We start from the raw sequence: 24410 nt of genomic DNA, 5'->3' as shown, positions 1-24410 counted from the left end.
TGGGGCTCAGTGTAAGTCAGTCGTTGCGGGCTTGCGCGAAACAACTCTTAACACTGTTGGTTTTTATCGACACATTAAAACGCAAATAGTTTGCAAAGTGCCATCAATCGCGCGCGAAATACCCGGCATTTCAGTGGCTTACCACATTATTTTATTAATCGGGCTGGTACGGCTTTTCTATTTATCTTCTGACTCTTGGGTCACTAGCCTCTGGCAAGCACAACTGAATGTGCATCAAAAAAACCAGAGGAAACCTTGATGAACAACTCACTCAGCCGCGGCCCGGCTTTGACGCGACACGCGTTGATCCTGGCCACCGCCAGCCTGCTTTCCCTGTCTGTACACGCCGCCACCCTCACGCGTGACAACGGTGCCGCCGTTGGCGACAACCAGAACTCCCAGACCGCCGGCGCCACCGGCCCGGTGCTGTTACAAGACGTGCAACTGATTCAGAAACTGCAACGCTTCGACCGCGAACGCATCCCCGAGCGCGTGGTGCACGCGCGCGGCACCGGTGCCCACGGCACCTTCACCGTCACCGATGGCCTCAGCGACCTGACCAAGGCCAAAGTATTTGCTCCCGGCGAAACCACCCCGGTGTTCGTGCGCTTCTCCGCCGTGGTGCATGGCAACCATTCCCCGGAAACCCTGCGTGATCCGCGCGGCTTCGCCACCAAGTTCTACACGGCCGACGGCAACTGGGACCTGGTCGGGAATAACTTCCCGACGTTCTTTATCCGCGACGCCATCAAGTTCCCGGATATGGTGCACGCATTCAAACCCGACCCGCGCACTAACCTGGACGACGACTCCCGCCGTTTCGACTTCTTCTCCCATGTTCCCGAAGCAACCCGCACCCTCACCGAGTTGTACTCGGACTACGGCACGCCTGCCAGTTACCGGGAGATGGACGGTAATGGCGTACATGCCTACAAGTTGATTAACGCCAAAGGGGAAGTGCACTACGTCAAGTTCCATTGGAAGAGTCTGCAAGGCATCAAGAACTTGGATCCGAAACAAGTGGTCGATGTGCAAGGGCGTGATTACAGCCATATGACTAACGACTTGGTCACCCATATCAACAAGGGCGACTTCCCTAAGTGGGACTTGTATGTGCAGGTGCTCAAGCCGGAAGACTTGGCCAAGTTCGACTTCGATCCACTGGACGCTACTAAGATCTGGCCGAATGTGCCCGAGCGCAAAGTGGGGCAGATGGTACTGAACCGCAATCCGGCCAACGTATTCCAGGAGACCGAACAGGTCGCCATGGCACCGGCCAATCTGGTGCCGGGCATCGAGCCGTCTGAAGACCGCCTGCTGCAAGGTCGTGTGTTCTCCTACGCCGATACCCAGATGTACCGCCTGGGCGCCAATGCCCTGCAACTGCCGATCAACGCCCCACGCGTGACCGTCAACAACGGCAACCAGGATGGCGCGATGAACAGCGGTAAAACCAGCAGCGGCGTGAACTATCAGCCAAGCCGCCTGGAGCCGCGGGAAGAGCCCCAAGCCGCGCGCTACAGCCAGTTGCCGCTGACCGGCAGCACCCAGCAGGCGAAGATCCAGCGTGAGCAGAACTTCAAGCAGGCCGGTGATCTGTACCGTTCGTACAGTCAGAAAGAGCGTCAGAACCTGATCGAAAACTTCGGTGGCTCCCTGGCTACAACGGACGACGTGAGCAAGCACATCATCCTGTCCTTCCTTTACAAGGCTGACCCGGAATACGGCACTGGCGTGGCCAAGGTCGCCAAGGGTGACCTGGCCCGCGTGAAGGCGCTGGCCGACAAACTGACCGACTGATCCGTTGGTTCCGATCGGCGCCGGCCAGCGGCGCCGATCCCTGGCAGGAGAAACCCCATGCGTCTAACTATTGGTTTGCTGATCGCCTTGCTGGCGTTCACCGCCCAGGCTGAATCCCCCGATCCCGCCGCGCTCAAAGCGCAGTTGCAGGACTATTACTTCGACGCCGCCCGCCGTGGCGACCTCGACATGCTCAATACCTTCATCGAGTCCGGCTACAGCCTCAATACCCAGGACGACAAGGGCTACACCGCCCTGATCCTGGCCGCCTACCACGGCCAGGCTCCGTTCGTGGATCGTTTGCTCGCTGCCGGTGCCGATGCCTGTGTGCAGGACAAGCGCGGCAATACCGCGCTGATGGGCGCGATCTTCAAGGGTGAGCTGAAAATCGCCCAGCGCTTGCTGGCCACCGACTGCAACCCCGACCAGCGCAACGGCGCCGGGCAGACCGCCGCCATGTACGCCGGGCTGTTCAAGCGCGTCGAACTGCTGGAGGAACTGAAGGCCAAGGGCGCCGACCTCAACGCCGAAGACCCGGTGGGCAATAGCGCCTCGCGATTGGCCAGTGGTGAAATCCGGACCCCGGCGTCGCGCTGAGCTATCATCGCGGTTTTTCGGTTGGAGGTTCTCGAATGGCAAAGGCCAAGCGCATGTACGGCTGCACGGAGTGCGGCGCGACCTTTCCCAAGTGGGCCGGCCAGTGCGGCGAATGCGGGGCGTGGAACACCCTGACGGAAACCATGATCGAGAGCGGCGGGGCGGCGGCGCCTACCGGCCGCGCCGGCTGGACCGGGCAGCAGGCGCAGATCAAAACCCTGGCTGAAGTCAGCGTCGAAGAAATCCCACGTTTTTCCACGGCCTCCGGCGAACTTGACCGGGTGCTGGGCGGCGGCCTGGTGGATGGCTCAGTGGTGCTGATCGGCGGCGACCCAGGCATCGGCAAGTCGACCATCCTGTTGCAGACCTTGTGCAGCATTGCCAGCCGCATGCCGGCGCTGTACGTCACCGGTGAAGAATCCCAGCAACAAGTGGCCATGCGTGCCCGCCGTCTGGGCCTGCCCCAGGACCAGTTGCGGGTGATGACCGAGACCTGCATCGAAAGCATCATCGCCACGGCGCGGATCGAAAAGCCGAAAGTCATGGTGATCGACTCGATCCAGACGATTTTCACCGAGCAATTGCAATCGGCACCGGGCGGCGTGTCCCAGGTGCGTGAGAGCGCGGCGCTGCTGGTGCGTTATGCCAAGCAGAGCGGCACGGCGATTTTCTTGGTCGGCCATGTGACCAAAGAAGGCGCCTTGGCCGGGCCTCGGGTGCTGGAACATATGGTCGACACGGTTTTGTATTTCGAGGGCGAGTCCGACGGCCGTCTGCGCTTGTTGCGGGCAGTGAAAAACCGCTTCGGCGCGGTCAACGAGCTGGGCGTATTCGCCATGACCGACCGCGGGTTGAAAGAAGTCTCCAACCCTTCGGCGATTTTCCTGACTCGCGCTCAAGAAGAAGTCCCCGGCAGCGTGGTAATGGCGACGTGGGAAGGCACCCGGCCAATGTTGGTGGAAGTGCAGGCGCTGGTGGATGACAGCCATTTGGCCAACCCGCGCCGCGTCACCCTTGGCTTGGATCAGAACCGTCTGGCGATGCTGCTCGCGGTGCTGCACCGCCATGGCGGCATTCCGACCCACGATCAAGACGTGTTCCTTAACGTGGTCGGCGGGGTCAAGGTGCTGGAAACCGCGTCGGACCTGGCGTTGATGGCGGCGGTGATGTCCAGCCTGCGCAATCGGCCATTGCCCCACGACCTGTTGGTATTCGGTGAGGTCGGCCTGTCCGGCGAAGTGCGCCCGGTGCCGAGCGGTCAGGAACGTCTCAAGGAAGCCGCCAAGCACGGCTTCAAGCGCGCGATCGTGCCCAAGGGCAACGCGCCGAAGGAAGCGCCGGCGGGGTTGCAGATCATTGCGGTGACGCGACTGGAGCAGGCGCTGGATGCACTTTTCGAATAAATCAGGACGGGCCGCTATGCAACGATCCAAGCACTGGGGCATTGCCGCCCTATTTGTCACCCTGACCGCCGCCTGCGCTATGACCTGGGCGGCGGCGCTGCCGGCGGGCTATCGCCTGGCGCAAACCCTGGCAACCGAACAGGGCAGCCAGTTGCAGATCCTGGAAGACCAGCGCATCAGCGCGCAGATGCACAAGGATAGCTGGGGCAGCGGGCTGGATGAGGACTCGTTCGACGAGCCCGGCGATCTGGTCGACAACCCGTTGCTTGAGGCTCAAGTGCGCCTGGTGTCGGCTGCCGATCAGGTGATCGCGCAACAGGACCTCGGCTACCCACTGGCCGAGGTCAGCGAGGCCCCGCTCAAGGGGTTGCCCGAGCCTGTGTATTTTTTGAGCATCGACATGACTGCGCCGATGGGCACGTACAGCGGCCCAGCCACCCAGATGCTGCTACCGGCCAAACAGCAACTTACACCGCTGAGCTTCACTGGCGCGGACGGCAAGTCCCAACCGCTGACCCTGGCGCACACGGGAAAGGCTGACTGGCAGGTGGCGACACCGGCCAATGGCGGGCCGGATGAACTGTTGCAGGTATCGTCTTTTATGGACGGCGACGGTGAGGACGATTTCACCACGCGCTACCAGACGTATCGCTATGTCGACGGGCAATGGCAAGTCGCGTCGAGTCAGAAAAAGGGCTACTGGGACATGGAGGACGAGTTTCCCAGCCGCGAAGCGTTTCCCTGAGCCTATACCTCCAATAACGCGCCCAACTCTCGCTCAAGTTCCGCTTGATCGCCGAGGTTCAACTCGATCAGCCGCCGCAAGTGGCTGATCGAATCCAGGTCGATTTCCCTGCACACAAAGCCCAGTTGGCCGTGATCGTCGTGGGTCAGCTTGACCTGCATTTTGATATGCGCCTTCGGGTCCAGACGGATATCGACGTCGAACGGCAGGGCTTTATTGCCCTTCCAAGACTCCGGCCGTTTTACCGCCAGGCCCTTTAGCGACAAATCCACCAACTTTACCGGCCATTCCTCGCCGTTTTGTCGAAGTTCGGTTTTCGCATCCAGGGCGATGCGGCGGAAACAGCGGCGGTCGGATGGGTGATCGGTCATGGTGAAACCCTCTGGAGATGGATGGAGTGTAGCCCTGCGCCATCATTGGGCGGTTTTTTCTGCTTTTTTCAGCGTTGCAAGGCTCTAGACCAATGGAGGGGGGTGGCCTTTGAGGCCAACAGCGCTAAACTCCGGGTGGTTGTCCTTTCTGTCCACCCTGGCTGGAATATAAAAATGAAAAATAATAATAGCCTGCTACGCCACTTACCCTGGCTGGTGCTGGCAATCGTAGGAGCGTGCGCCCTGGGCGTAGTGGCCTTGCGCCGCGGCGAGGCGATCAACGCCTTGTGGATTGTGGTGGCCGCAGTGGCCATTTACCTGGTTGCTTACCGTTACTACAGCCTGTTCATCGCTAACAATGTGATGCAGCTCGACCCACGGCGGGCCACCCCCGCAGTGCTCAATAACGACGGTCTGGACTATGTGCCGACCAACAAGCACATCCTGTTCGGTCACCACTTTGCGGCAATTGCCGGCGCAGGCCCGCTGGTCGGCCCGGTACTGGCAGCGCAAATGGGTTACCTGCCCGGCACGCTGTGGCTGATTGCCGGTGTGGTGCTGGCCGGTGCGGTGCAGGACTTTATGGTGCTGTTCCTGTCCACCCGTCGCAATGGCCGTTCCCTGGGGGATATGGTGCGCGAAGAGATGGGGCGCATTCCGGGGACCATCGCGCTGTTTGGCTGCTTCCTGATCATGATCATCATCCTCGCGGTGCTGGCCCTGATCGTGGTCAAGGCCCTGGCCGAGAGCCCATGGGGCATCTTCACCGTGATGGCGACCATCCCGATCGCGATGTTCATGGGCATCTACATGCGTTACATCCGCCCAGGCCGTATCGGTGAAATCTCCATCATCGGCGTGCTGTTGCTGCTCGGTTCGATCTGGCTGGGCGGGCAGATTGCCGCCGATCCGGTGTGGGCCAAGGCGTTCAGCTTTACCGGCGTGCAGATCACCTGGATGCTGATCGGCTACGGCTTCGTAGCGGCGGTACTGCCGGTGTGGCTGATCCTGGCCCCACGGGACTACCTGTCCACCTTCCTCAAGATCGGCACTATCATTGCTCTGGCAATCGGCATCCTGGTCACCATGCCCGAGCTGAAAATGCCGGCGTTGACCCAGTTTATCGATGGCACCGGCCCGGTGTGGAAAGGCGGGCTGTTCCCGTTCCTGTTCATCACCATCGCTTGCGGTGCGGTCTCGGGTTTCCACGCGCTGATCTCCTCGGGCACCACGCCCAAGCTGCTGGATAACGAAACCAACGCCCGCTACATCGGTTACGGCGGCATGTTGATGGAGTCGTTCGTGGCCATTATGGCGATGGTGGCGGCCTCGGTGATCGAGCCGGGTGTGTACTTCGCCATGAACAGCCCGGCCGCCGTCGTTGGCGGGGATGTGATGGCCGTGGCGCAGACCGTCAGCAGTTGGGGTTTTGCTATCACCCCGGAAGCGCTGCAGGCGGTGGCCCATGACATCGGCGAAACCACCATCCTGGCCCGTGCCGGCGGTGCGCCGACCCTGGCGGTGGGGATCGCGCAGATCCTGCACAGTGTGCTGCCGGGTGAAAACACCATGGCGTTCTGGTACCACTTTGCGATTCTGTTCGAAGCCTTGTTCATCCTCACCGCTGTCGACGCCGGTACTCGTGCCGGTCGCTTCATGCTGCAGGATCTGCTGGGTTCGTTCGTGCCGGCGCTCAAGCGTACCGAGTCGTGGACTGCCAACCTGGTCGCGACCGCTGGTTGCGTAGCGATGTGGGGTTACCTGCTGTACCAAGGGGTGATCGACCCACTGGGCGGCATCAATACCTTGTGGCCGCTGTTCGGTATCTCCAACCAGATGCTGGCGGGTATCGCGCTGATGTTGGCCACCGTGGTGCTGATCAAAATGAAACGCCAGCGCTACATCTGGGTGACCATGCTGCCGGCGGTCTGGCTGCTGATCTGCACCACCACCGCAGGCTTCATCAAGCTGTTCGACGCCAACCCGGCAATCGGCTTCCTGTCCCTGGCCAAGAAGTACAGCGATGCCCTGGCCGGCGGCCAGATCCTCGCGCCGGCCAAGAGCATCGACCAGATGCAGCATGTGATCTGGAATGCCTACACCAACGCGACGCTGACGGCGCTGTTTCTGTTCGTGGTGTTCAGCATCCTGTTCTATGCGCTCAAGGTCGGCGTTGCCGCCTGGGGCAACAAAGAACGCACGGATAAAGAAGCCCCGTTCCAGGCCATACCGGACGCATGATCGAGGATTGCAACCATGTTCAATGACATCAGTCGCCTGGGTAAATACCTCGGTCAGGCCGCACGCCTGATGGTCGGCATGCCCGACTACGACACCTACGTCGAGCATATGCAAACCAAGCACCCGGACAAACCGGTGATGGACTACAAGGCGTTCTTCCGCGAACGCCAGGAAGCCCGTTACGGTGGCAAGGGTGGGCCCAAGTGCTGTTGACCGGGTAATCCGCGCTGACAGTGATCCTTGTGGGAGGGGGCTTGCCCCCGACAGCAGTGTGTCAGGCACTTATCTGCCACTGACACGCCGCTATCGGGGGCAAGCCCCCTCCCACATTTGTTTTGTGTTTCTTCAGCTATAAGGAGAATTGTCGTGTCCTCTCCCATTCCCGTTACTGTTCTCAGCGGCTTCCTTGGCGCCGGTAAAACCACCTTGCTGCGCCACCTGCTCAAAGCCGAACACGGCCTGAAAATCGCCGTGATCGAAAACGAATTCAGCGACGCCGGTATCGACACCCAGCTGTTGGGTGAGGAGCCGGTGCAAGTCATGACGCTGTCCAACGGCTGCGTGTGCTGCACCATCCACACGGACCTGACCAAAGCCCTGTACCTGCTGCTTGAACGCCTGGACAGTGGCGAAATCGCCTTCGACCGCCTGGTGATCGAATGCACTGGCTTGGCCGACCCCGCTCCCGTGGCCCAGACTTTTTTCATCGACGAGGAATTGCGCGAGCGCTACATCCTCGACGGCATCATCACTCTGGTGGACGCAGCCCACGCCGAGCACCACCTGACCCAGGCCATCGCCCAGGCGCAGATTGGCTTTGCCGACCGCCTGCTGGTGAGCAAGCGTGACTTGGTGGACGACGCCACATTCGACGCCCTCAGCGAACGCCTGACCCGCATCAACCGTCGCGCGCCGATTCGTGTGGTTGACCATGGGCAGATCGATCTGGGCGAATTGCTCGACGTGCGCGGTTTCAATCTCAACGCCGGCATGAGCCTGCGCCCGGTGAGTGCCGCGCCTTCCGTGGACCGTATCTCCAGCCTGGTGCTGCGCACCGACCAGCCGCTGGATATCGACCGCCTCAGTGAGTTTATGAACGAACTGCTGGAAGACCACGGCAAACAATTGCTGCGCTACAAAGGCGTGCTGAACATTGCCGGGGAAGATCGGCGCATGGTGTTTCAGGGCGTGCTGAAGCTCTACGGCTTCGACTGGGACACCGAGTGGGCCGAGGGTGAGGCGCGGGAAAGTGTGATTGTGTTTATTGCCGATGAGTTGCCGGAAGACAAAATCCGCGAAGGCTTTGCCAAGGTCTACCAACCCTGAATGCAATGTGGAAGGGGGCTTGCCCCGATATCGCTGTACCAATGGCATAGCGCTTGCCTGACACCCTGTAATCGGGGGCAAGCCCCCTCCCACAGTTGATCTCATTTCAAGTTGCAGAGCAGGCATAAAAAAGCCCGGCTCAAGAGCCGGGCTTCTTGTTCAAGCTACTGCGATCAAGCGCCGTATACCGGCAGCTTCTTGCAGATCGCCTTGACCTTCTCGCGCACTGCGTCGATCACGGCTTCGTTGTTCAGGTCAGCCAGGATGTCGCAGATCCAGCCGGCCAGCTCCTTGCACTCGGCTTCCTTGAAGCCACGAGTGGTCACCGCCGGGGTGCCGAAGCGCAGGCCGGAGGTGACAAACGGCGAACGTGGGTCGTTCGGTACCGAGTTCTTGTTCACGGTGATGAAGGCTTTGCCCAGGGCAGCGTCGGCATCTTTACCGGAGATGTCCTGTTTGATCAGCGACAGCAGGAACAGGTGGTTCTCAGTACCGCCGGAGACCACGTCAAAGCCGCGCTCGATAAACACGTTGGCCATGGCCTGGGCGTTTTTCACCACTTGTTGCTGGTAGGCCTTGAACTCAGGTTGCAGTGCTTCCTTGAAGCAGATCGCTTTAGCGGCGATGACATGCTCCAGCGGGCCACCCTGGGCGCCTGGGAATACGGCGGAGTTCAGCTTTTTCTCGATCTCGGCATTGGCGCGCGCCAGGATCAGGCCACCACGCGGACCGCGCAGGGTCTTGTGGGTGGTGGTGGTGACCACGTCAGCGTAAGGCACCGGGTTCGGGTAGACGCCAGCGGCGACCAGACCGGCCACGTGGGCCATGTCCACGAACAGGTACGCGCCCACTTTGTCGGCGATGGCGCGGAAGCGTGGGAAATCCAGGATCTGCGAGTAGGCAGAGAAACCGGCCACGATCATTTTTGGCTTGTGCTCGACTGCCAGGCGCTCGACTTCGTCGTAGTCGATCAGGCCATTGGCATCGATACCGTATTGAACGGCGTTGTACAGCTTGCCGGAGGAGGACACGCTGGCACCGTGGGTCAGGTGACCGCCGTGGGCCAGGCTCATGCCCAGGATGGTGTCGCCGCCTTGCAGCAGGGCCAGGTACACGGCGCTGTTGGCTTGGGAGCCGGCATGTGGCTGGACGTTGGCGTAATCAGCGCCGAACAGCTCCTTGGCGCGGTCGATGGCCAGTTGCTCAACCACGTCGACGTACTCGCAACCACCGTAGTAGCGCTTGCCTGGGTAGCCTTCGGCGTACTTGTTGGTCAGAACCGAACCTTGAGCCTCCATGACCGCGGGGCTGGTGTAGTTTTCCGAAGCGATCAGCTCAATGTGCTCTTCCTGGCGCACGGCTTCTTGCTCCATGGCGGCGAAGAGATCGGCGTCGAACTTGGCAATAGTCAAATCACGGCTGAACATGGCGGTCCTCAAGGATCGGGGGCAGAAAAGGAGGGCATTCTAACCCAATGGGTTTTAGATGGCATATGAAAGGACGTCATGTCGCGGACAAGCGGGATTCACTTCGGGATGGGTGGTGGCTCTACCGGCCTCATCGGGGGCAAGCCCCCTCCCACATTTGAATGTATTCACAAGTCGAAGGTGGGAGGGGGCTTGCCCCCGATGAGGCCAGTGGCCGCGCCACACCCTTCAATCGAACATGAACAGCGCATCATTGCTGAACTGCGCTTCGAACCGATGCGCCGGCATTGGCCGCCCGAACAGGTAGCCCTGTACCTCGTCGCAACCATGCTCGCGCAGGAAGTCCAACTGCTCGTGGGTTTCCACGCCCTCGGCGATCACCGCCAGGTTCAGGCTGTGAGCCATGGCGATAATGGCGCGGGCGATCTGGGCATCCTGCTCGCCGGACGGCAGGCCGTCGACGAAGGTGCGGTCGATCTTCAGGACATCGATGGGGAACTGCTTGAGGTAGTTGAGCGATGAGTAACCGGTGCCGAAGTCGTCCACCGCAATGCTCAGGCCCAGGTTTTTCAGGCTGTCGAGGATGTGCATGGCTTCGTTGACTTCGCGCATCAGGATACTTTCCGTCAGCTCAAGCTCCAGGCATGCCGGCGGCAGGCCGGTGTCCTTCAGAATGGTGGCGATGCGCGTGCCCAGTTGGCCATCGGAAAATTGCCGCGCGGAGATGTTCACCGAGACTTTCGGCACGCGGACTTTGTTCTGGTGCCAGGTCTTGAGCTGGCGACATGCCTCGCCGATCACCCAGTCGCCCACGTCCACCACCAGGCCCAACTCCTCCAGCACGGGGATAAAGTCCCCCGGCGGCACCAGCCCGCGACGCGGATGGCGCCAGCGTAGCAGCGCCTCGGCGCCGGTCAGGCGTTTGCCGTCGCCGCTGAATTGCGGCTGGTAATAGAGCACGAATTCGTTCTGGTCGAGGGCGTGGCGCAGGTCGCTTTCCAGTTCCAGACGCTCCAGGGCGCTGGCGTTCATGTCGGCCTGGTAGAACTGGAAGTTGTTCTTGCCGCGCTCCTTAGCGTGGTACATCGCGGTGTCGGCGTTTTTCATGAGCTGGCTCAGCTCGTTGCCATCCTGCGGGCTCAAGGCGATACCGATACTGGCGGTCACAAAGAACTCGCGGCCCTCCAGCACGAACGGCCTCACCAGGCTCGCCAGGATTTGCTCGGCCACATGAATGGCGCGGTTGAGCGCCATTTCACGGTTGACCCGCGGTTGCAGCAACAGGGTGAACTCGTCGCCGCCCATGCGCGCCACGGTGTCGTCTTCGGCCACACAACCTAGCAGGCGCGTGGCCATTTCCTTGAGCATGCGGTCGCCTGCGGCATGGCCCAGGGAGTCGTTGATCGGTTTGAAACGGTCCAGGTCAAGGAACATCAGCACCACCCACGACTTCTGCCGTTCGGCCGACTGCAACGCGGTGTGCAGGCGGTCCTGGAACAATGTGCGGTTGGGCAGGTGGGTCAGGGCGTCGTAATAGGCCAGGCGGTGGATGCGCTGCTCGCTGGCCTTGCGCTCGCTGATATCGCTGAAAAAACACACGTAGCTGGCTAAATCGCCTTCATCGTCGAACACGGCGGTGATACCCACCCAGGCCGGGTAATGCTCGCCATTGCGGCGCTTGAGCCACACTTCGCCCTCCCAGGTGCTGTGCTGATGCAATTGCTTGAGCACATAGCGCAGGTGGGCTTCCTGCTGCTCGTCGACGGTGAGCATGTTGGGTAACTGGTCGAGCACATCCGCCACTTCATAACCGCTGACCCGGCTGAACGCTTCGTTGGCCTGCACGATATAACCCGCCGGGTCGGTGATCAGGATCGCCGACGTGGAGTGCTCGAATACCGTGGCCGCCATGCGCAGGTCTTTTTCGGCGCGGCGTTGCTGGCTGATGTCCCGACCGACACCGAGGATGCCCTCGAACGTGCCGTGCTCGTCCCACACCAGCACCACCCGCAGTTCGATCGGCACTTTGCGACCGTCGGCGCGCAGGCAGTCGAACAGAAACAGTTGGGTCTGCACCTGATCGCGCAGCTTGCTCAGGGCCTCCTGGTCGCCCAGGGCGCGGCTGACCTGTTCCACCAGGCTGTAAATGCCGGCCAGTTGCTGCGGGTTGGCGATGATCGATTGCCAGCCGTTCTTGAACACCCAGTCCACGTCATAGCCCAACACGGCATTGACCGAGGGGCTGATGTAATTGAGGGCCAAATTGCTGTCGGTGGAGCAGATCACGTCGCTGATGCTCTCGGCCAACATGCGGTAGCGCTGCTCGCTGTCGCGCAGGGATTCGCTGGCTTCGATCTGGTCGGTAATGTCCTTGGCCACGCCGATGATGCGGGTGACTTGAGAGGTTTTGTCCCGGGCCAGGGCCTGTTCACGGATATCGAAACGTCGCCACTGGTTGTTGCGATGGCGAAAGCGCAGTTGGCAGTGCAGTTGGGTGGCATAACCGGTCTGGCGTTGCTGCTGGCGCAAGTCGTGATAATGCTCGGCGTCTTCGGGGTGCAGCAGGATTTCCCAGAAGTACTCACCCATTTGCTGCAGTTCGCCGCGGTTATAGCCGAGGGTGTGGCCCAGGTGATGGTTGCTGAAAATCATGCGCTGGCTGATCACGTCCTGTACATACAGGTGGTCCGGCACTGTGCGGACCACGTCCGACCAGAAACTTTCGCGCTCCACCAGGGACAGTTCGATCAGCTTGCGACTGGTGATATCGCTGATACTGAGGATCACCGCCTTAAAGTCGTCCTGCTGCTCCGGCAAGCGCATCACCAGCCACAGGTATTGATCGTTGCCGGCCACATCGCTGAGGTGGATTTCCAGCTCTAACTGGTCCTGTTGGGTCAGGACCGCTTCGAGGATCTGATAACCGATGGAGGTGACGTTGTTCGGGCAATCGCTGATCAAACGCTCCCAGGCATCCTCGCACGAGCCCACGTTCAGCAGACGCACCGCGACCTGGTTGACTTCGGTAATGCGCAGCTCGTTGAGCAGTTGGCGGTAGTCGTCCGGGTTGGCATGCCGCCAGGCGCTCAATTGCTCGCGGCTGCGCAGGTGCGCGCGCTCAAAGAACGTGTTGAGGCCCGACAGATCCAGCACGCACAAGGCCACACCGGTGCCTTCGAAAATGTCCTGGTAACGGCGGCGGCCCTCATGCACCTGGCGCTGACGGCGACGCATGTTCAACAGGACGATCACCGGGACCAGCGAGAACGCCAGGCCCAGCAGGCATTTGCCGATAAACGCCGGCAACAGTTCTTCGAGCACGGCGCTGCGATCGAACAGACCGCGCAGTTGCCAGTCGCTTTTGCTCAGAGGGGTGACCAGCACACTTTTATTCAATTCGTCCGGGGTCAGGACGCTGGCCCATTTTGCCGGCATGCCGCTGTCGCGACTGATAATGCGTTGGTTGAGACGATTCTCGATGGCCCACGCCGGGCGCTGGCCCGGGCTGTCCTGGCGGGTGAGGTTGGTCAGATACTCCGGCGCCAGGCGCAACGCCCAGTACACCCTGGAACCACCGCTCGGCTGGTGCAGCAGCAGATAGATAAGGGACCCTTCGTCGTTGTTGCTCAGGTAATAGGCCTGGCCGTGGCTGCGCTGTACCAGTTCTTCGAGCCAGGCGGCGTCCTGGCTATCGGGCGCGCTGTCGCTGATCATCGCGCCGCTGGGGGCGAGCAGGGCCACGCTGCGCAATTCCGGCAAGGAGCGTTGCAAAGTCAGCATCAATGCCTGTTGCTGTTCGCTGTCGCGGGGCGCTTCGACCATCGGCAGCAGGTTCAGGGCGATCTTGGCGCTCAGGGCCATGTTCAGGCTGATCTGTTCGGCCAGGTCGGCGCTGTAGTCGATGGTGTATTGCTGCTGGTTTTTCTGGTTCTGCTGCAGTTGATCCAGCAGTTGCCAGAACAATAAAGCGAGCAGCAGCAGGACGAGCGTCGCCAGTGCGCCTTTGAGAGGACCGTGCAGGGGCGCTCCCGGCGCTAGATGAGCGGCGCGCAAAGGAGTTGGCGGCGTGACTTTGGACAAGCTGTAATCCTGCGGTTTGGCTGGACTGGCGCGCGACGTGCACTATAAGCCGGACGCCCGAAGGGCGGCTAGCATGCCTTGTGTTGTGGCAAAGTGCCAGTCCCGCCTGGCTGGACTGACCAAGCGCATTCAGGTAGCTTTGCCGGTTACGCGGGGCGTTCCAGCCCCAGATATTCAGGCTTTTTCCGCTCGCTGGCATTGATGATAGTCAAAGGCCCGCGCGGCGCATGGCCTGGCACGGGCTTCGCCCGCTCAATTCATCAGTCACTGACGCTAGGTTCACCATGGCTCAATACGTCTTCACCATGCATCGGCTGGGCAAGGTTGTCCCACCGAAGCGGGAAATCCTGAAAAACATTTCGTTGTCCTTCTTCCCCGGCGCCAAGATCGGCGTGCTCGGCCTCAACGGCTCGGGTAAATCCACCCTGTTGAAAATCATGGCTGGCGTCGACACCGAGTTCGAAGGCGAAGCACGCCCGATGCCGGAACTGAACATCGGCTATCTGCCGCAGGAGCCGCAGCTGGACCCGGCCAAGACCGTGCGTGAAGTGGTCGAAGAGGCCGTCAGCGTGATCAAGGACGCCCAGGCGCGCCTGGATGAAGTCTATGCCGCCTATGCCGAGCCGGACGCCGACTTCGACAAACTGGCCGCCGAACAGGCCAAGCTCGAAGCCATCCTGCAGGCCGGCGACGGTCACAACCTGGAGCGCCAGCTGGAAGTCGCCGCAGACGCGCTGCGCCTGCCGGCGTGGGATGCCAAGGTCGAACACCTGTCCGGTGGTGAAAAGCGTCGCGTGGCCTTGTGCCGTCTGCTGCTGTCGGCCCCCGACATGCTGCTGCTCGACGAACCGACCAACCACTTGGACGCCGATTCCGTCGCCTGGTTGGAGCATTTCCTCCACGATTTCCCGGGCACCGTGGTTGCGATTACGCACGACCGGTACTTCCTGGACAACGTAGCGGGTTGGATCCTCGAACTCGACCGTGGCGCCGGCATCCCTTACGAGGGCAACTACTCCGGTTGGCTGGAAGCCAAGTCCGAGCGTCTGGCCGCCGAATCCAAGCAGCAATCGGCTCACGAAAAGGCCATGAAGGAAGAACTGGAATGGGTGCGCAAAGGCGCCAAGGCCCGCCAGTCCAAATCCAAGGCGCGTCTGCAACGCTTTGAAGAGATGCAGTCGCAGGAATTCCAGAAGCGCAGCGAAACCAACGAGATCTACATCCCGGCCGGCCCGCGCCTGGGTGACAAGGTCATCGAATTCAAGAACGTCACTAAAGGCTATGGCGACCGCGTGCTGATCGACAACCTGTCGTTCTCCATGCCAAAAGGCGCGATCGTCGGCGTTATCGGCGGTAACGGTGCGGGTAAATCCACACTGTTCCGCATGCTGATGGGCAAGGAAACCCCGGATTCGGGCAGCATCGAGATCGGCGAAACCGTGCAGCTGGCCTGTGTCGACCAGAGCCGTGACGACCTGGACGGCAGCAAGACCGTGTTCCAGCAGATTTCCGACGGCTCCGACCAGATCCGCATCGGCAACTATGAAATCCCGTCGCGCACCTACGTCGGCCGTTTCAACTTCAAGGGCGGCGACCAGCAGAAGTTCGTCAAGGACCTGTCCGGTGGTGAGCGCGGCCGCTTGCACCTGGCCCTGACCCTGAAAGAGGGCGGCAACGTCCTGCTGCTCGACGAACCGTCCAACGACCTCGACGTCGAAACCCTGCGTTCCCTGGAAGAAGCCCTGCTGGACTTCCCAGGCGCCGCCATTGTGATCTCTCACGATCGGTGGTTCCTTGACCGCGTCGCGACCCACATCCTGGCGTACGAAGATGACTCCCAAGCGGTGTTCTTCGAAGGCAACTACACCGAGTACGAAGCCGATCGCAAGAAGCGCCTGGGCGATGCCGCTGCCCAGCCGCACCGTGTACGTCACAAAAAACTGGCCTGATCCCGGGCCGGTTAAAAAAACGGTGCCTTCGGGCACCGTTTTTTTTGCACATTCCCCTGACCCACACCGATCAAATGTGGGAGGGGGCTTGCCCTCGATAGCCATTCCCTCGACGGTGCACACCCCAGCCTGGTAATCCCCTTTAAAGTGCAGAAAACTCCCGTTTTCCGGGTTTATTTACATCCAATGCACCATTTAAATTCACAAAAGCGACATTTTGCCCTGTCGCGGTGCGACATGAATTGTTAAAGTCCGGCCCAATCTCATTTAAAAACAATCAATGTGCCGAGACTTTTCATGATCGAATCCGTCGAATCCTTCCTCGCTCGCCTAAAGAAACGTGACCCTGATCAGCCGGAATTTCACCAGGCCGTAGAAGAAGTCCTGCGCAGCCTGTGGCCGTTTCTTGAAGCCAATCCGCACTATCTGACTTCGGGCATTCTGGAGCGGATGTGCGAGCCCGAGCGTGCGATTACGTTCCGGGTGTCGTGGGTGGATGATCACGGCAAGGTCCAGGTCAATCGCGGGTTTCGCATTCAGATGAACAGCGCCATCGGCCCGTACAAGGGCGGGCTGCGTTTCCACCCGTCGGTGAACCTGGGGGTTTTGAAGTTTCTCGCCTTCGAGCAGACCTTCAAGAATTCCCTGACCTCGTTGCCCATGGGCGGCGGCAAAGGGGGTTCGGACTTCGATCCCAAGGGCAAGAGCGACGCCGAGGTAATGCGTTTCTGCCAGGCGTTTATGAGCGAGCTGTATCGGCATATCGGTGCGGACGTCGATGTGCCGGCCGGTGATATCGGCGTGGGTGCACGGGAGATCGGCTTCCTGTTTGGTCAATACAAGCGCCTGAGCAACCAATTCACTTCGGTGCTGACCGGCAAGGGCATGACCTACGGCGGTAGCCTGATCCGTCCCGAAGCCACCGGTTTTGGCTGTGTGTACTTTGCCGAAGAAATGCTCAAGCGCGACGGCCAGCGCGTGGAGGGCAAGCGTGTCGCGGTATCCGGTTCCGGCAACGTGGCGCAATACGCGGCGCGCAAGGTCATGGACTTGGGCGGCAAGGTGATTTCCCTGTCCGACTCCGAAGGCACCCTGTACGCCGAAAGCGGTTTGACCGAGGAACAATGGTCAGCTCTGCTGGAACTGAAAAACGTACAGCGCGGCCGTATCAGCGAACTGGCCGAGCGCTTTGGCCTGGAGTTCCGCAAAGGCCAAACGCCGTGGGCGCTAGCCTGTGACATCGCTTTGCCCTGTGCGACCCAGAACGAACTGGACGCCGACGCCGCCCGCACCTTGCTGCGTAACGGCTGCCTCTGCGTGGCCGAAGGCGCCAATATGCCGACCACGCTGGAGGCTGTGGATATCTTTATCGAGGCAGGCATTCTGTTCGCACCGGGCAAGGCATCCAACGCCGGTGGCGTGGCGGTGAGCGGCCTGGAGATGTCGCAGAACGCCATGCGCTTGCTGTGGACCGCCGGGGAAGTGGACAGCAAGCTGCACGCCATCATGCAGTCGATCCACCATGCCTGCGTGCACTACGGCGAAGAAAACGGCCGGGTTAACTACGTCAAAGGCGCGAATATCGCCGGTTTCGTCAAAGTGGCCGACGCAATGCTGGCCCAAGGCATCGTCTAAGCCCCAGCGTCGATGCGCAGCACTTCGATCAACTGATCGCCGACGGGGCGCTTCCAGAGCACCTCGTCACCGACCCGCGCACCGAGCAACGCGCGGCCAAGGGGCGAGCCCCAGTTGATCAACCCTGCACTGGCGTCGGCCTGGTCTTCACCCACCAATTGGATGCGTTGTTGTTCATCCTGCTCATTGGCGAAGGTGACCCAGCTGCCGATCTGCACCTGATCGGTGGACGTGGCAGGCGCCACCACCTGGGCGCTTTGCACCCGCTGGTTGAAATAGCGCAAATCCCGCTCAAGGTCGGCTTGGCGCTGTTTATCGGCCTGCTCGCCCTTGGCGGATTCGGCGCCATGTTCCTGCTGCAACTGCGCGACTTTGGCGTGCAACTGCGCCAGACCTTGCGCGGTCAGGCGGTTGGGTTGCTCACTGACTTGACGCTCTACCGGCTGATCGGCCTGGGCGGCGGCGTTGTCTTCGTTTACAAAAGCACGGCTCATGATGATCTCCCTCTATGGAGCTTGGGCCATGTTCGCTGTGCTTTAGTTTCGATGGATGTCTGAAAGCGACCTATTGCGAGCGATAGGCCCGGGCCGCATCGCGATCCTTCTCCTGCTGCCACTCGCGCTCGCGCTCATCCCAATGGCGCTCTTTGTAATCGCGCAGTTCTTCGTTCTCCCGCATTGCCTTGCACTGGCGAAAACCGTCCTCCCAGCCCTCGGCGTACTCCCGCTCTTGCAGATAGCGCGGCACATTTTTGCGAAACTCCCCACTGATCACCCCAGCCGCCTGGCGACCGCTGCTGCAGCCATCGTCAAAGCCATCGGCGAAGGCCGGTGGATAACCCTTGGCCAACAATTCTTGATGGGTCGTCTGGCAACCCGCCAACCCCATTACCGCCCACAACATGACCGCATACCGCCACATGGCGTACTCCCTGGCCGTTTTACGGCTGATAGGGAAAGTCTAGAAGGGGATTCGTCGGACGGATGTGAAGGGGGTGTGAGAAATGTGTTGGCCTTAAAGGTAGAGGCCAAATCTTTGCTCAGCCCGCTTTAGGGGTTAGGTCGCCTGCTGCGTGGTCAGCGCCGCATGCTCAGCCAATTCCTGCTGGATAAACGCCGCAATCATCGCGCGATAAACCTGTTCGGTGACTTGCGGATTGGCGCCCGCCACCTGCGCCAGATTGCGCACTTTGGCGATCACTTGTTCGACCCGCTGCGGGGCCTTGACGCCATCGGCATCTTTTTTGAAGTGGGCGGCCTGGGAGACGTAGCGGCCGCGTTCGGCCAGAAGAGTGACGATTTGTTGGTCGAGGCGGTCGATGTTGTTTCGAACCTCTTCAAGGGTGGTGCAGGTAACGGCCATGTCGAGTGAACTCCTGATGGTGCGGGCAATGCTAACAAATGGGGGAGGGTGCTTGCCCCTTCCCGCATTTTTGATTTTCGCCAGGCGTTGGTCAGTAGTGGTACCACTTCACTTCAAGCATCACTTCATTGACCGGTGAGGATAGATGGCTGTATTGGCGCTGGGCGCTCAGGCGCAGGCCCAGGTTGCGGGACAGTTCCCACTGTTGGTTGAGGCTGAGGCTGCGCCGCACTTCGCCATTGGTGAAGAAATCGCCTTTGGCTTCCAGGCTCAGGTTGCCCAGCGGGTTTTTCCACAGTACGCCGGTGTTGAAGCCAGCGGCGGGGGAGACGGCTTCGTTGAAGTCGTTGTTGTGTTCCACACGCACGGTGCCGAGGGCGAAGCCGAGCATGTCGTCGCGCAGTTGCCAGGTGCTGCCGGCGCCGCCGTTGACATGGGCGACCAGGGTTTCGTCGTCGTGTTTGCCCGGTACGCGTTCCAGGCCACCGGTGACTTGCCAGGACCAGGGCTGCAGCAACGCGTTGCGCGGGGTCAGGGAGCGGATGGTGGCCAGGTCCAGTTGTTGCAGCTGCCAGTGGTTGCCTTCGTACTGGCGCAGTTTCATCTGTAGGATTTCGATCTGCGCGCCGAGGGGGAAGCCTTCAGCGTTGTCGTTGAGGTCGTGGTAAGCCATGCGCAGGCCGTATTCGCCGAAAGCCTTGTCGCCACGGGTGCCGATACCGGCTTGCCAGGTGCGGGATTCATGGCCGTCTTCCGGAAGGCCGGGCGGCTGGATCTTGAGGTCGGGCGCAGGGTTCTGGTTGATCGCGCGCAGCAGCTCGAAGCTGCGTTGGGAGCGGGCGGTGTCGCGTTCCAGGCCATTGGCGCGGTAGCGGCCCAGGCGATAAGCCGCGTCGATAATCAGGGCCTGACGCTCGCGGGGCAGAGCCTTGAAGGCCGGTTCCTGCAATTGCTTCTGGTCGTCGCTGATCTTGAGCACCCATTGCTGCTCGTCGCCATCCAAGGGTTTGGCGCGTTCAAGCAATTCGCGCTCGCGGGACGGGCGATAGTCGATTTTCTCTACAAGGCCCGCGTCTTTCACGGCTTTGACTGTATCGGTGGGGATGGCGGTCAGCGGGAACTGTTCGGTCAAACGCAGGCCGGGGCGGGCGACTTGCAGCAGCTCCAGCAGGCGATAAGAGCAGTTTTCGTCGAAGAAAAAGTAATCGAACTGGATCTGCTTGAGTTCCCACACATGCTCGACCATGCGCTCGGTCTCGACCTGGGTGAGGTTGAGGCGGTATTCCCACAGGTCGCGGTTCTCCAGGCTACGGTACTCGGAGAGTTTTTCCTGGTAGGGCACCAGCGCGAACAGGCCGGGGTAGCCGCCCATCAGGCCCTTCCAGGCGTAGAGAATGCTGTTGTCCGAGCCTTCGATATACGCGCCGAAATTAATCGCGTAGCTAAGCAGTGCGGTGTTGTTGCTTTGCACGTCGGCCTGGTCGATACGCAACAACGTGTGGCCGAACATCGACGACGGACTGTTGAGGTAGGCCGCCGGGAAGATCATCACCGCACTGTGGGGGGCGACGTCCTTGAACCATTGCTTGAATTCGGCGCAGTCCACGGCGGGCAGGTCGGTCAGGTGCAACTGATCCTTGAGCCAGCGGGTACGTGCGGGGTAGACGCATTGGGCGTGTTTTTCACCCAAGCTGGCGGGCGCATAGAGTGCGTCGACGGTGGCCTTGAGTTCCGCGTCCGGATGGTGAGCACCATCGGCCGCCAGGAAGAATTTCTTGTCGCTGACATAACTGCGCCAGCCTTTGAGCTTGCCGGCTTCGTAATGGCCCAGGGAAAGCCAGAACGGATCGTTGGCCAATTGCTGCAAACGTTGATCATCAAGGTGCGGGGCCGCATACAGCGGGGCGCAGGCGAAGAGTGCCAGGCAGGCAATTCGTTTGAGCATAGAGGCAACTTAAGTCGGAAATAGAAAGACCCAAAGGGGAGGCGGGCCCAAAAATAAAACCCGCGCCTGGAGAGGCGCGGGCCGGTCGAGCTTAAGCCTGGGTCGCGTATTTCGCCAGACGGGCATCGCTTTTCAGTACAGCGAGGGTGTTGTTGTGCACGTCGTCAGCGGTCACGTCAGCTTTGCTGAAGATTTGCTGGAAGTGCTCGTGAGTCACGGCAGCGAAGTGCTCGCGATCTTCGGGCGCAACACCCAGTACCACGGCGTAGGTGGTCAGTGCTTCGCCATTACCCTTGGCCATGTCTTCGGACAGCTCGTTCATCATGCCATTCATGGCAATCCAAGACTTGCCGCCGTAGGTCAGCGCGCTGTTGGTGCTGCAACCATTGGTGCCCGAGGTCATGCCGAAGGTGGCGTTACCCGAGGTGCCGTTAGTGGTGGAAGCCAGGAAGTGAGCTGGAGTGCCGCGCTGGCCTTCGAACAACATGTTGCCCCAACCGCAGTTCGGGCCACCTGGTGCTTCTGCCATTGCATTGAGGGAGACGACGGTGAAGAGAGTACCGAGAAGGATCCGTTTCATAGCTTTGTTCTCTTTGTGTGCAAACCAATGGACAAGGGTTCAGGCACTTCATAGCGCCCTAGGGATCGGTTATTAGTCCAACCCGCGCAGTTTGGAGTTTAGGCACGTTCGAAGGGTTCCGTGGGTTTTTATAAAACCGATGGCGATTTGATGAAATATTTGCCGGCCGCCTCCCGCGTCTATGCTTTCCCAGAGACCCGCCTTGCCAGAGCGCGCAAGGGGGAGCCAGAATGCCGCTATCTGCCCCGCCTGATGTAAGGAAGCCCGATGCCTGATCCTGTTGCTGCCAGCCTGCGTCTAGCGCCCGATGCGCTGACTCGCCCTTTCTCTGCTGAACAGTTCAGCTTCTCGACCACCAATGATTTGGAGCCCTTTCGCGGTGTGCTTGGCCAGGAACGCGCGGTTGAAGCCTTGCAGTTCGGTGTGGCCATGCCACGCCCCGGTTACAACGTTTTTGTCATGGGCGAGCCGGGCACCGGTCGCTTTTCGTTCGTCAAACGCTACCTGAAGGCCGAAGGCAAGCGCCTGCAAACCCCGTCGGACTGGGTTTACGTCAATAACTTCGATGAACCTCGCGAGCCGCGCGCCCTTGAGTTGCCCGCCGGGGGAGGCGCAGCGTTCATTACCGATATCAACGCGCTGATCGACAACCTGGTGGCCACGTTCCCGGCCGTGTTCGAACACCCTACCTACCAGCAGCGCAAGAGCGCTATCGACCGCGCCTTCAACCAGCGTTACGACAAAGCGCTGGACGTGATCGAGCGCCTGGCCCTGGAAAAAGACGTGGCGCTGTACCGCGACAGCTCCAATATCGCGTTCACGCCGATGCTCGACGGCAAGGCCCTGGACGAGGCCGAGTTCTCGCAGTTGCCGGAAGCCGACCGCGAGCGCTTTCACACTGATATTTCCGAGCTGGAAGAACGCCTCAACGAGGAGCTGGCCAGCCTGCCGCAGTGGAAGCGCGAGTCGAATAACCAACTGCGCCAGTTCAACGAAGAAACCATCACCCTGGCCCTTCAGCCATTGCTGGCGCCGCTGTCGGAAAAGTACGCGGAAAACGCGGCCGTCTGCGGTTACCTGCAAGCCATGCAGGTGTACCTGCTCAAGACCGTGGTCGAGCAATTGGTGGATGATGCCAAGACCGACGCCCAGGCGCGCAAGCTGCTGGAAGAGCAGTACTGCCCGAGCCTGGTGGTGGGCCATCCGGTCAACGGTGGCGCACCAGTGGTGTTCGAACCGCACCCGACCTACGACAACCTGTTCGGGCGTATCGAATACAGCACCGATCAGGGCGCGCTCTACACCACCTATCGCCAACTGCGCGCAGGCGCGTTGCACCGCGCCAATGGTGGGTTTCTGATCCTTGAAGCGGAAAAAATGCTCAGCGAGCCGTTCGTGTGGGACGCCCTCAAGCGGTCCCTGCAGTCGCGCAAGCTGAAAATGGAGTCGCCGCTGGGCGAACTGGGGCGTCTGGCCACGGTGACCCTCAACCCGCAGATGATCCCGCTGCAGGTCAAAGTCATCATTATCGGTTCGCGTCAGTTGTACTACGCGTTGCAGGACGCCGATCCGGACTTCCAGGAAATGTTCCGGGTGCTGGTGGACTTCGACGAAGACATCCCGATGGTCGACGAAAGCCTGGAGCAGTTCGCGCAGTTGCTCAAAACCCGCACCTCGGAAGAAGGCATGGCGCCGCTGACATCCGACGCCGTAGCGCGCCTGGCCACTTACAGCGCGCGGCTGGCGGAGCATCAGGGGCGCTTGTCGGCGCGTATTGGCGATCTGTTTCAATTGGTCAGCGAGGCGGATTTCATTCGTCACCTGGCGGGCGACGAGATGACCGACGCCGGCCATATCGAACGCGCACTCAAGGCTAAGGCCACGCGCACCGGGCGGGTGTCGGCGCGGATTCTCGACGATATGCTCGCCGGGGTGATCCTGATCGACACCGCCGGTGCGGCGGTCGGCAAGTGCAACGGCCTGACGGTGCTGGAAGTGGGCGACTCGGCGTTCGGCGTGCCGGCGCGGATTTCTGCCACGGTGTACCCCGGCGGCAGCGGGATTGTCGACATTGAGCGTGAGGTCAACCTCGGCCAGCCGATCCACTCCAAGGGCGTGATGATCCTCACCGGTTACCTGGGCAGCCGCTATGCCCAGGAATTCCCGCTGGCGATTTCGGCCAGCATCGCTTTGGAACAGTCTTACGGCTACGTGGACGGTGACAGTGCGTCCCTCGGCGAAGCGTGCACGTTGATCTCGGCGCTGTCGAAAACCCCGCTCAAGCAGTGCTTTGCCATCACCGGCTCCATCAACCAGTTTGGTGAAGTGCAGGCGGTGGGTGGGGTTAACGAGAAGATCGAAGGTTTCTTCCGTCTCTGCGAAGCCCGTGGGCTGACCGGTGAGCAGGGGGCTATCATTCCCCAGGCCAACGTCGCCACACTGATGCTCGATGAAAAGGTGTTGCAGGCCGTGCGGGCTGGGCAGTTCCACATCTACGCGGTACGCCAGGCCGATGAAGCCTTGAGCCTGCTGGTGGGCGAGGATGCCGGTGAGCCGGATGCCGAGGGGCAATTCCCGGAGGGTACCGTCAACGCCCGGGTGGTCGAGCGCTTGCGCGCGATTGCAGAAATGATCAGTGAAGACGACCTCAAAGAAGCGGAGAAGGAACTGGCGCAACAGGCGCTGGCCGAGGCCAAACCCGCTTCATAACAGCCGATGTCACTGAATGCACCGATTTGTGTGGTGAGCGAGCCGGCCTCGCGCGGGGCAAGCCCGCTCACCACATGGGTTGGTGTGTTGCCACAGAACGTGAGTTGATTGCCGCTTCTTTCAAACGAAATGGCGCTGGAAATCCAAGCCTCTGCCCCGATCCCTGTGGTGAGCGAGCTGGCCTAGCGCGGGGCAAGCCCGCTCACCACATGGGTTGGTGTGTTGCCACGGAACCTGAGT

The 24410-nt window shown here is 60.8% G+C and carries 18 protein-coding genes; 10 read left to right on the top strand and 8 right to left on the bottom strand.

Annotated elements, in window-relative coordinates:
* Positions 1 to 258 precede the first annotated feature (258 nt).
* Genes katB through QRN41_RS21760 form a run of 4 tightly spaced genes read left to right on the top strand, consistent with a single transcriptional unit; the run spans position 259 to position 4545 of the window.
* Complete coding sequence (gene katB, locus QRN41_RS21775) at positions 259 to 1800, top strand: catalase KatB (protein ID WP_094066019.1); 1542 nt, start codon at positions 259 to 261, stop codon at positions 1798 to 1800.
* A 57-nt stretch (positions 1801 to 1857) separates the two neighbouring features.
* Positions 1858 to 2397: an ankyrin repeat domain-containing protein gene (locus QRN41_RS21770; protein WP_236217794.1), complete on the top strand. Its 540-nt coding sequence runs from the start codon at positions 1858 to 1860 to the stop codon at positions 2395 to 2397.
* A gap of 35 nt (positions 2398 to 2432) precedes the next feature.
* A complete protein-coding gene (gene radA, locus QRN41_RS21765) occupies positions 2433 to 3800 on the top strand; it encodes a DNA repair protein RadA (protein ID WP_017528869.1) in 1368 nt (455 codons plus the stop codon).
* 16 nt (positions 3801 to 3816) lie between these two features.
* Positions 3817 to 4545, top strand: a complete 729-nt coding sequence (locus QRN41_RS21760; RefSeq protein ID WP_285422130.1) for a hypothetical protein — start codon at positions 3817 to 3819, stop codon at positions 4543 to 4545.
* Positions 4546 to 4547: 2 nt separating this feature from the next.
* On the opposite strand, the gene QRN41_RS21755 is transcribed toward QRN41_RS21760, so the two are convergent.
* On the bottom strand, positions 4548 to 4916 hold the full coding sequence (locus tag QRN41_RS21755; protein ID WP_034139370.1) for a PilZ domain-containing protein: 369 nt from the start codon (positions 4914 to 4916) through the stop codon (positions 4548 to 4550).
* Positions 4917 to 5090: 174 nt separating this feature from the next.
* Here QRN41_RS21755 and QRN41_RS21750 point away from each other — a divergent pair, with 174 nt between their 5' ends.
* From QRN41_RS21750 to yjiA, 3 genes are all read left to right on the top strand, one after another.
* Entirely contained in the window at positions 5091 to 7157 is a 2067-nt protein-coding gene (locus tag QRN41_RS21750) for a carbon starvation CstA family protein (protein ID WP_034139369.1), read from the top strand.
* A 15-nt stretch (positions 7158 to 7172) separates the two neighbouring features.
* Positions 7173 to 7370 (top strand): YbdD/YjiX family protein, encoded by a 198-nt coding sequence (locus QRN41_RS21745; RefSeq protein WP_003194308.1) that lies wholly within the window; start codon positions 7173 to 7175, stop codon positions 7368 to 7370.
* Between the two features lie 153 nt (positions 7371 to 7523).
* Positions 7524 to 8483, top strand: a complete 960-nt coding sequence (yjiA, locus tag QRN41_RS21740; protein ID WP_167418393.1) for a GTPase — start codon at positions 7524 to 7526, stop codon at positions 8481 to 8483.
* 173 nt (positions 8484 to 8656) lie between these two features.
* On the opposite strand, the gene glyA is transcribed toward yjiA, so the two are convergent.
* Together glyA and QRN41_RS21730 are read right to left on the bottom strand one after the other, a co-directional pair.
* Positions 8657 to 9910 (bottom strand): serine hydroxymethyltransferase, encoded by a 1254-nt coding sequence (gene glyA, locus QRN41_RS21735; RefSeq protein WP_123479392.1) that lies wholly within the window; start codon positions 9908 to 9910, stop codon positions 8657 to 8659.
* A 228-nt stretch (positions 9911 to 10138) separates the two neighbouring features.
* Positions 10139 to 13990: a bifunctional diguanylate cyclase/phosphodiesterase gene (locus QRN41_RS21730; RefSeq protein ID WP_285422129.1), complete on the bottom strand. Its 3852-nt coding sequence runs from the start codon at positions 13988 to 13990 to the stop codon at positions 10139 to 10141.
* 284 nt (positions 13991 to 14274) lie between these two features.
* Here QRN41_RS21730 and ettA point away from each other — a divergent pair, with 284 nt between their 5' ends.
* Complete coding sequence (ettA, locus tag QRN41_RS21725) at positions 14275 to 15939, top strand: energy-dependent translational throttle protein EttA (protein ID WP_034100827.1); 1665 nt, start codon at positions 14275 to 14277, stop codon at positions 15937 to 15939.
* A gap of 297 nt (positions 15940 to 16236) precedes the next feature.
* Positions 16237 to 17574, top strand: a complete 1338-nt coding sequence (gene gdhA, locus QRN41_RS21720; protein ID WP_034100825.1) for an NADP-specific glutamate dehydrogenase — start codon at positions 16237 to 16239, stop codon at positions 17572 to 17574.
* Here gdhA and QRN41_RS21715 read toward each other — a convergent pair.
* The 5 genes from QRN41_RS21715 to QRN41_RS21695 form a co-directional block, all read right to left on the bottom strand.
* Positions 17571 to 18068: a GreA/GreB family elongation factor gene (locus tag QRN41_RS21715; protein ID WP_278406844.1), complete on the bottom strand. Its 498-nt coding sequence runs from the start codon at positions 18066 to 18068 to the stop codon at positions 17571 to 17573. The two genes, gdhA and QRN41_RS21715, sit on opposite strands and share 4 nt — an antisense overlap.
* Positions 18069 to 18138: 70 nt before the next feature.
* On the bottom strand, positions 18139 to 18495 hold the full coding sequence (locus QRN41_RS21710; RefSeq protein ID WP_034100821.1) for a hypothetical protein: 357 nt from the start codon (positions 18493 to 18495) through the stop codon (positions 18139 to 18141).
* Positions 18496 to 18630: 135 nt separating this feature from the next.
* Complete coding sequence (locus tag QRN41_RS21705; protein WP_034139365.1) at positions 18631 to 18936, bottom strand: chorismate mutase; 306 nt, start codon at positions 18934 to 18936, stop codon at positions 18631 to 18633.
* A gap of 91 nt (positions 18937 to 19027) precedes the next feature.
* Positions 19028 to 20881, bottom strand: a complete 1854-nt coding sequence (locus QRN41_RS21700) for an Lnb N-terminal periplasmic domain-containing protein (RefSeq protein WP_285422128.1) — start codon at positions 20879 to 20881, stop codon at positions 19028 to 19030.
* Positions 20882 to 20972: 91 nt separating this feature from the next.
* Positions 20973 to 21461, bottom strand: a complete 489-nt coding sequence (locus tag QRN41_RS21695) for a DUF3015 domain-containing protein (protein WP_016973832.1) — start codon at positions 21459 to 21461, stop codon at positions 20973 to 20975.
* Positions 21462 to 21728: 267 nt separating this feature from the next.
* Here QRN41_RS21695 and QRN41_RS21690 point away from each other — a divergent pair, with 267 nt between their 5' ends.
* Positions 21729 to 24170, top strand: a complete 2442-nt coding sequence (locus QRN41_RS21690) for a Lon protease family protein (protein ID WP_034115167.1) — start codon at positions 21729 to 21731, stop codon at positions 24168 to 24170.
* Positions 24171 to 24410: the final 240 nt, after the last annotated feature.

It is taken from the genome of Pseudomonas sp. efr-133-TYG-23 (assembly GCF_030209215.1).
Lineage (GTDB): Bacteria > Pseudomonadota > Gammaproteobacteria > Pseudomonadales > Pseudomonadaceae > Aquipseudomonas > Aquipseudomonas rhodesiae.
This window is presented reverse-complemented; position numbering and strand designations above follow the sequence as displayed.

Coding starts and splice junctions, on each gene's coding strand:
- katB (WP_094066019.1), top strand. CDS start 259: ATGAACAACTCACTCAGCCGCGGCCCGGCTTTGACGCGACACGCGTTG.
- QRN41_RS21770 (WP_236217794.1), top strand. CDS start 1,858: ATGCGTCTAACTATTGGTTTGCTGATCGCCTTGCTGGCGTTCACCGCC.
- radA (WP_017528869.1), top strand. CDS start 2,433: ATGGCAAAGGCCAAGCGCATGTACGGCTGCACGGAGTGCGGCGCGACC.
- QRN41_RS21760 (WP_285422130.1), top strand. CDS start 3,817: ATGCAACGATCCAAGCACTGGGGCATTGCCGCCCTATTTGTCACCCTG.
- QRN41_RS21755 (WP_034139370.1), bottom strand. CDS start 4,916: ATGACCGATCACCCATCCGACCGCCGCTGTTTCCGCCGCATCGCCCTG.
- QRN41_RS21750 (WP_034139369.1), top strand. CDS start 5,091: ATGAAAAATAATAATAGCCTGCTACGCCACTTACCCTGGCTGGTGCTG.
- QRN41_RS21745 (WP_003194308.1), top strand. CDS start 7,173: ATGTTCAATGACATCAGTCGCCTGGGTAAATACCTCGGTCAGGCCGCA.
- glyA (WP_123479392.1), bottom strand. CDS start 9,910: ATGTTCAGCCGTGATTTGACTATTGCCAAGTTCGACGCCGATCTCTTC.
- ettA (WP_034100827.1), top strand. CDS start 14,275: ATGGCTCAATACGTCTTCACCATGCATCGGCTGGGCAAGGTTGTCCCA.
- gdhA (WP_034100825.1), top strand. CDS start 16,237: ATGATCGAATCCGTCGAATCCTTCCTCGCTCGCCTAAAGAAACGTGAC.
- QRN41_RS21715 (WP_278406844.1), bottom strand. CDS start 18,068: ATGAGCCGTGCTTTTGTAAACGAAGACAACGCCGCCGCCCAGGCCGAT.
- QRN41_RS21710 (WP_034100821.1), bottom strand. CDS start 18,495: ATGTGGCGGTATGCGGTCATGTTGTGGGCGGTAATGGGGTTGGCGGGT.
- QRN41_RS21705 (WP_034139365.1), bottom strand. CDS start 18,936: ATGGCCGTTACCTGCACCACCCTTGAAGAGGTTCGAAACAACATCGAC.
- QRN41_RS21700 (WP_285422128.1), bottom strand. CDS start 20,881: ATGCTCAAACGAATTGCCTGCCTGGCACTCTTCGCCTGCGCCCCGCTG.
- QRN41_RS21695 (WP_016973832.1), bottom strand. CDS start 21,461: ATGAAACGGATCCTTCTCGGTACTCTCTTCACCGTCGTCTCCCTCAAT.
- QRN41_RS21690 (WP_034115167.1), top strand. CDS start 21,729: ATGCCTGATCCTGTTGCTGCCAGCCTGCGTCTAGCGCCCGATGCGCTG.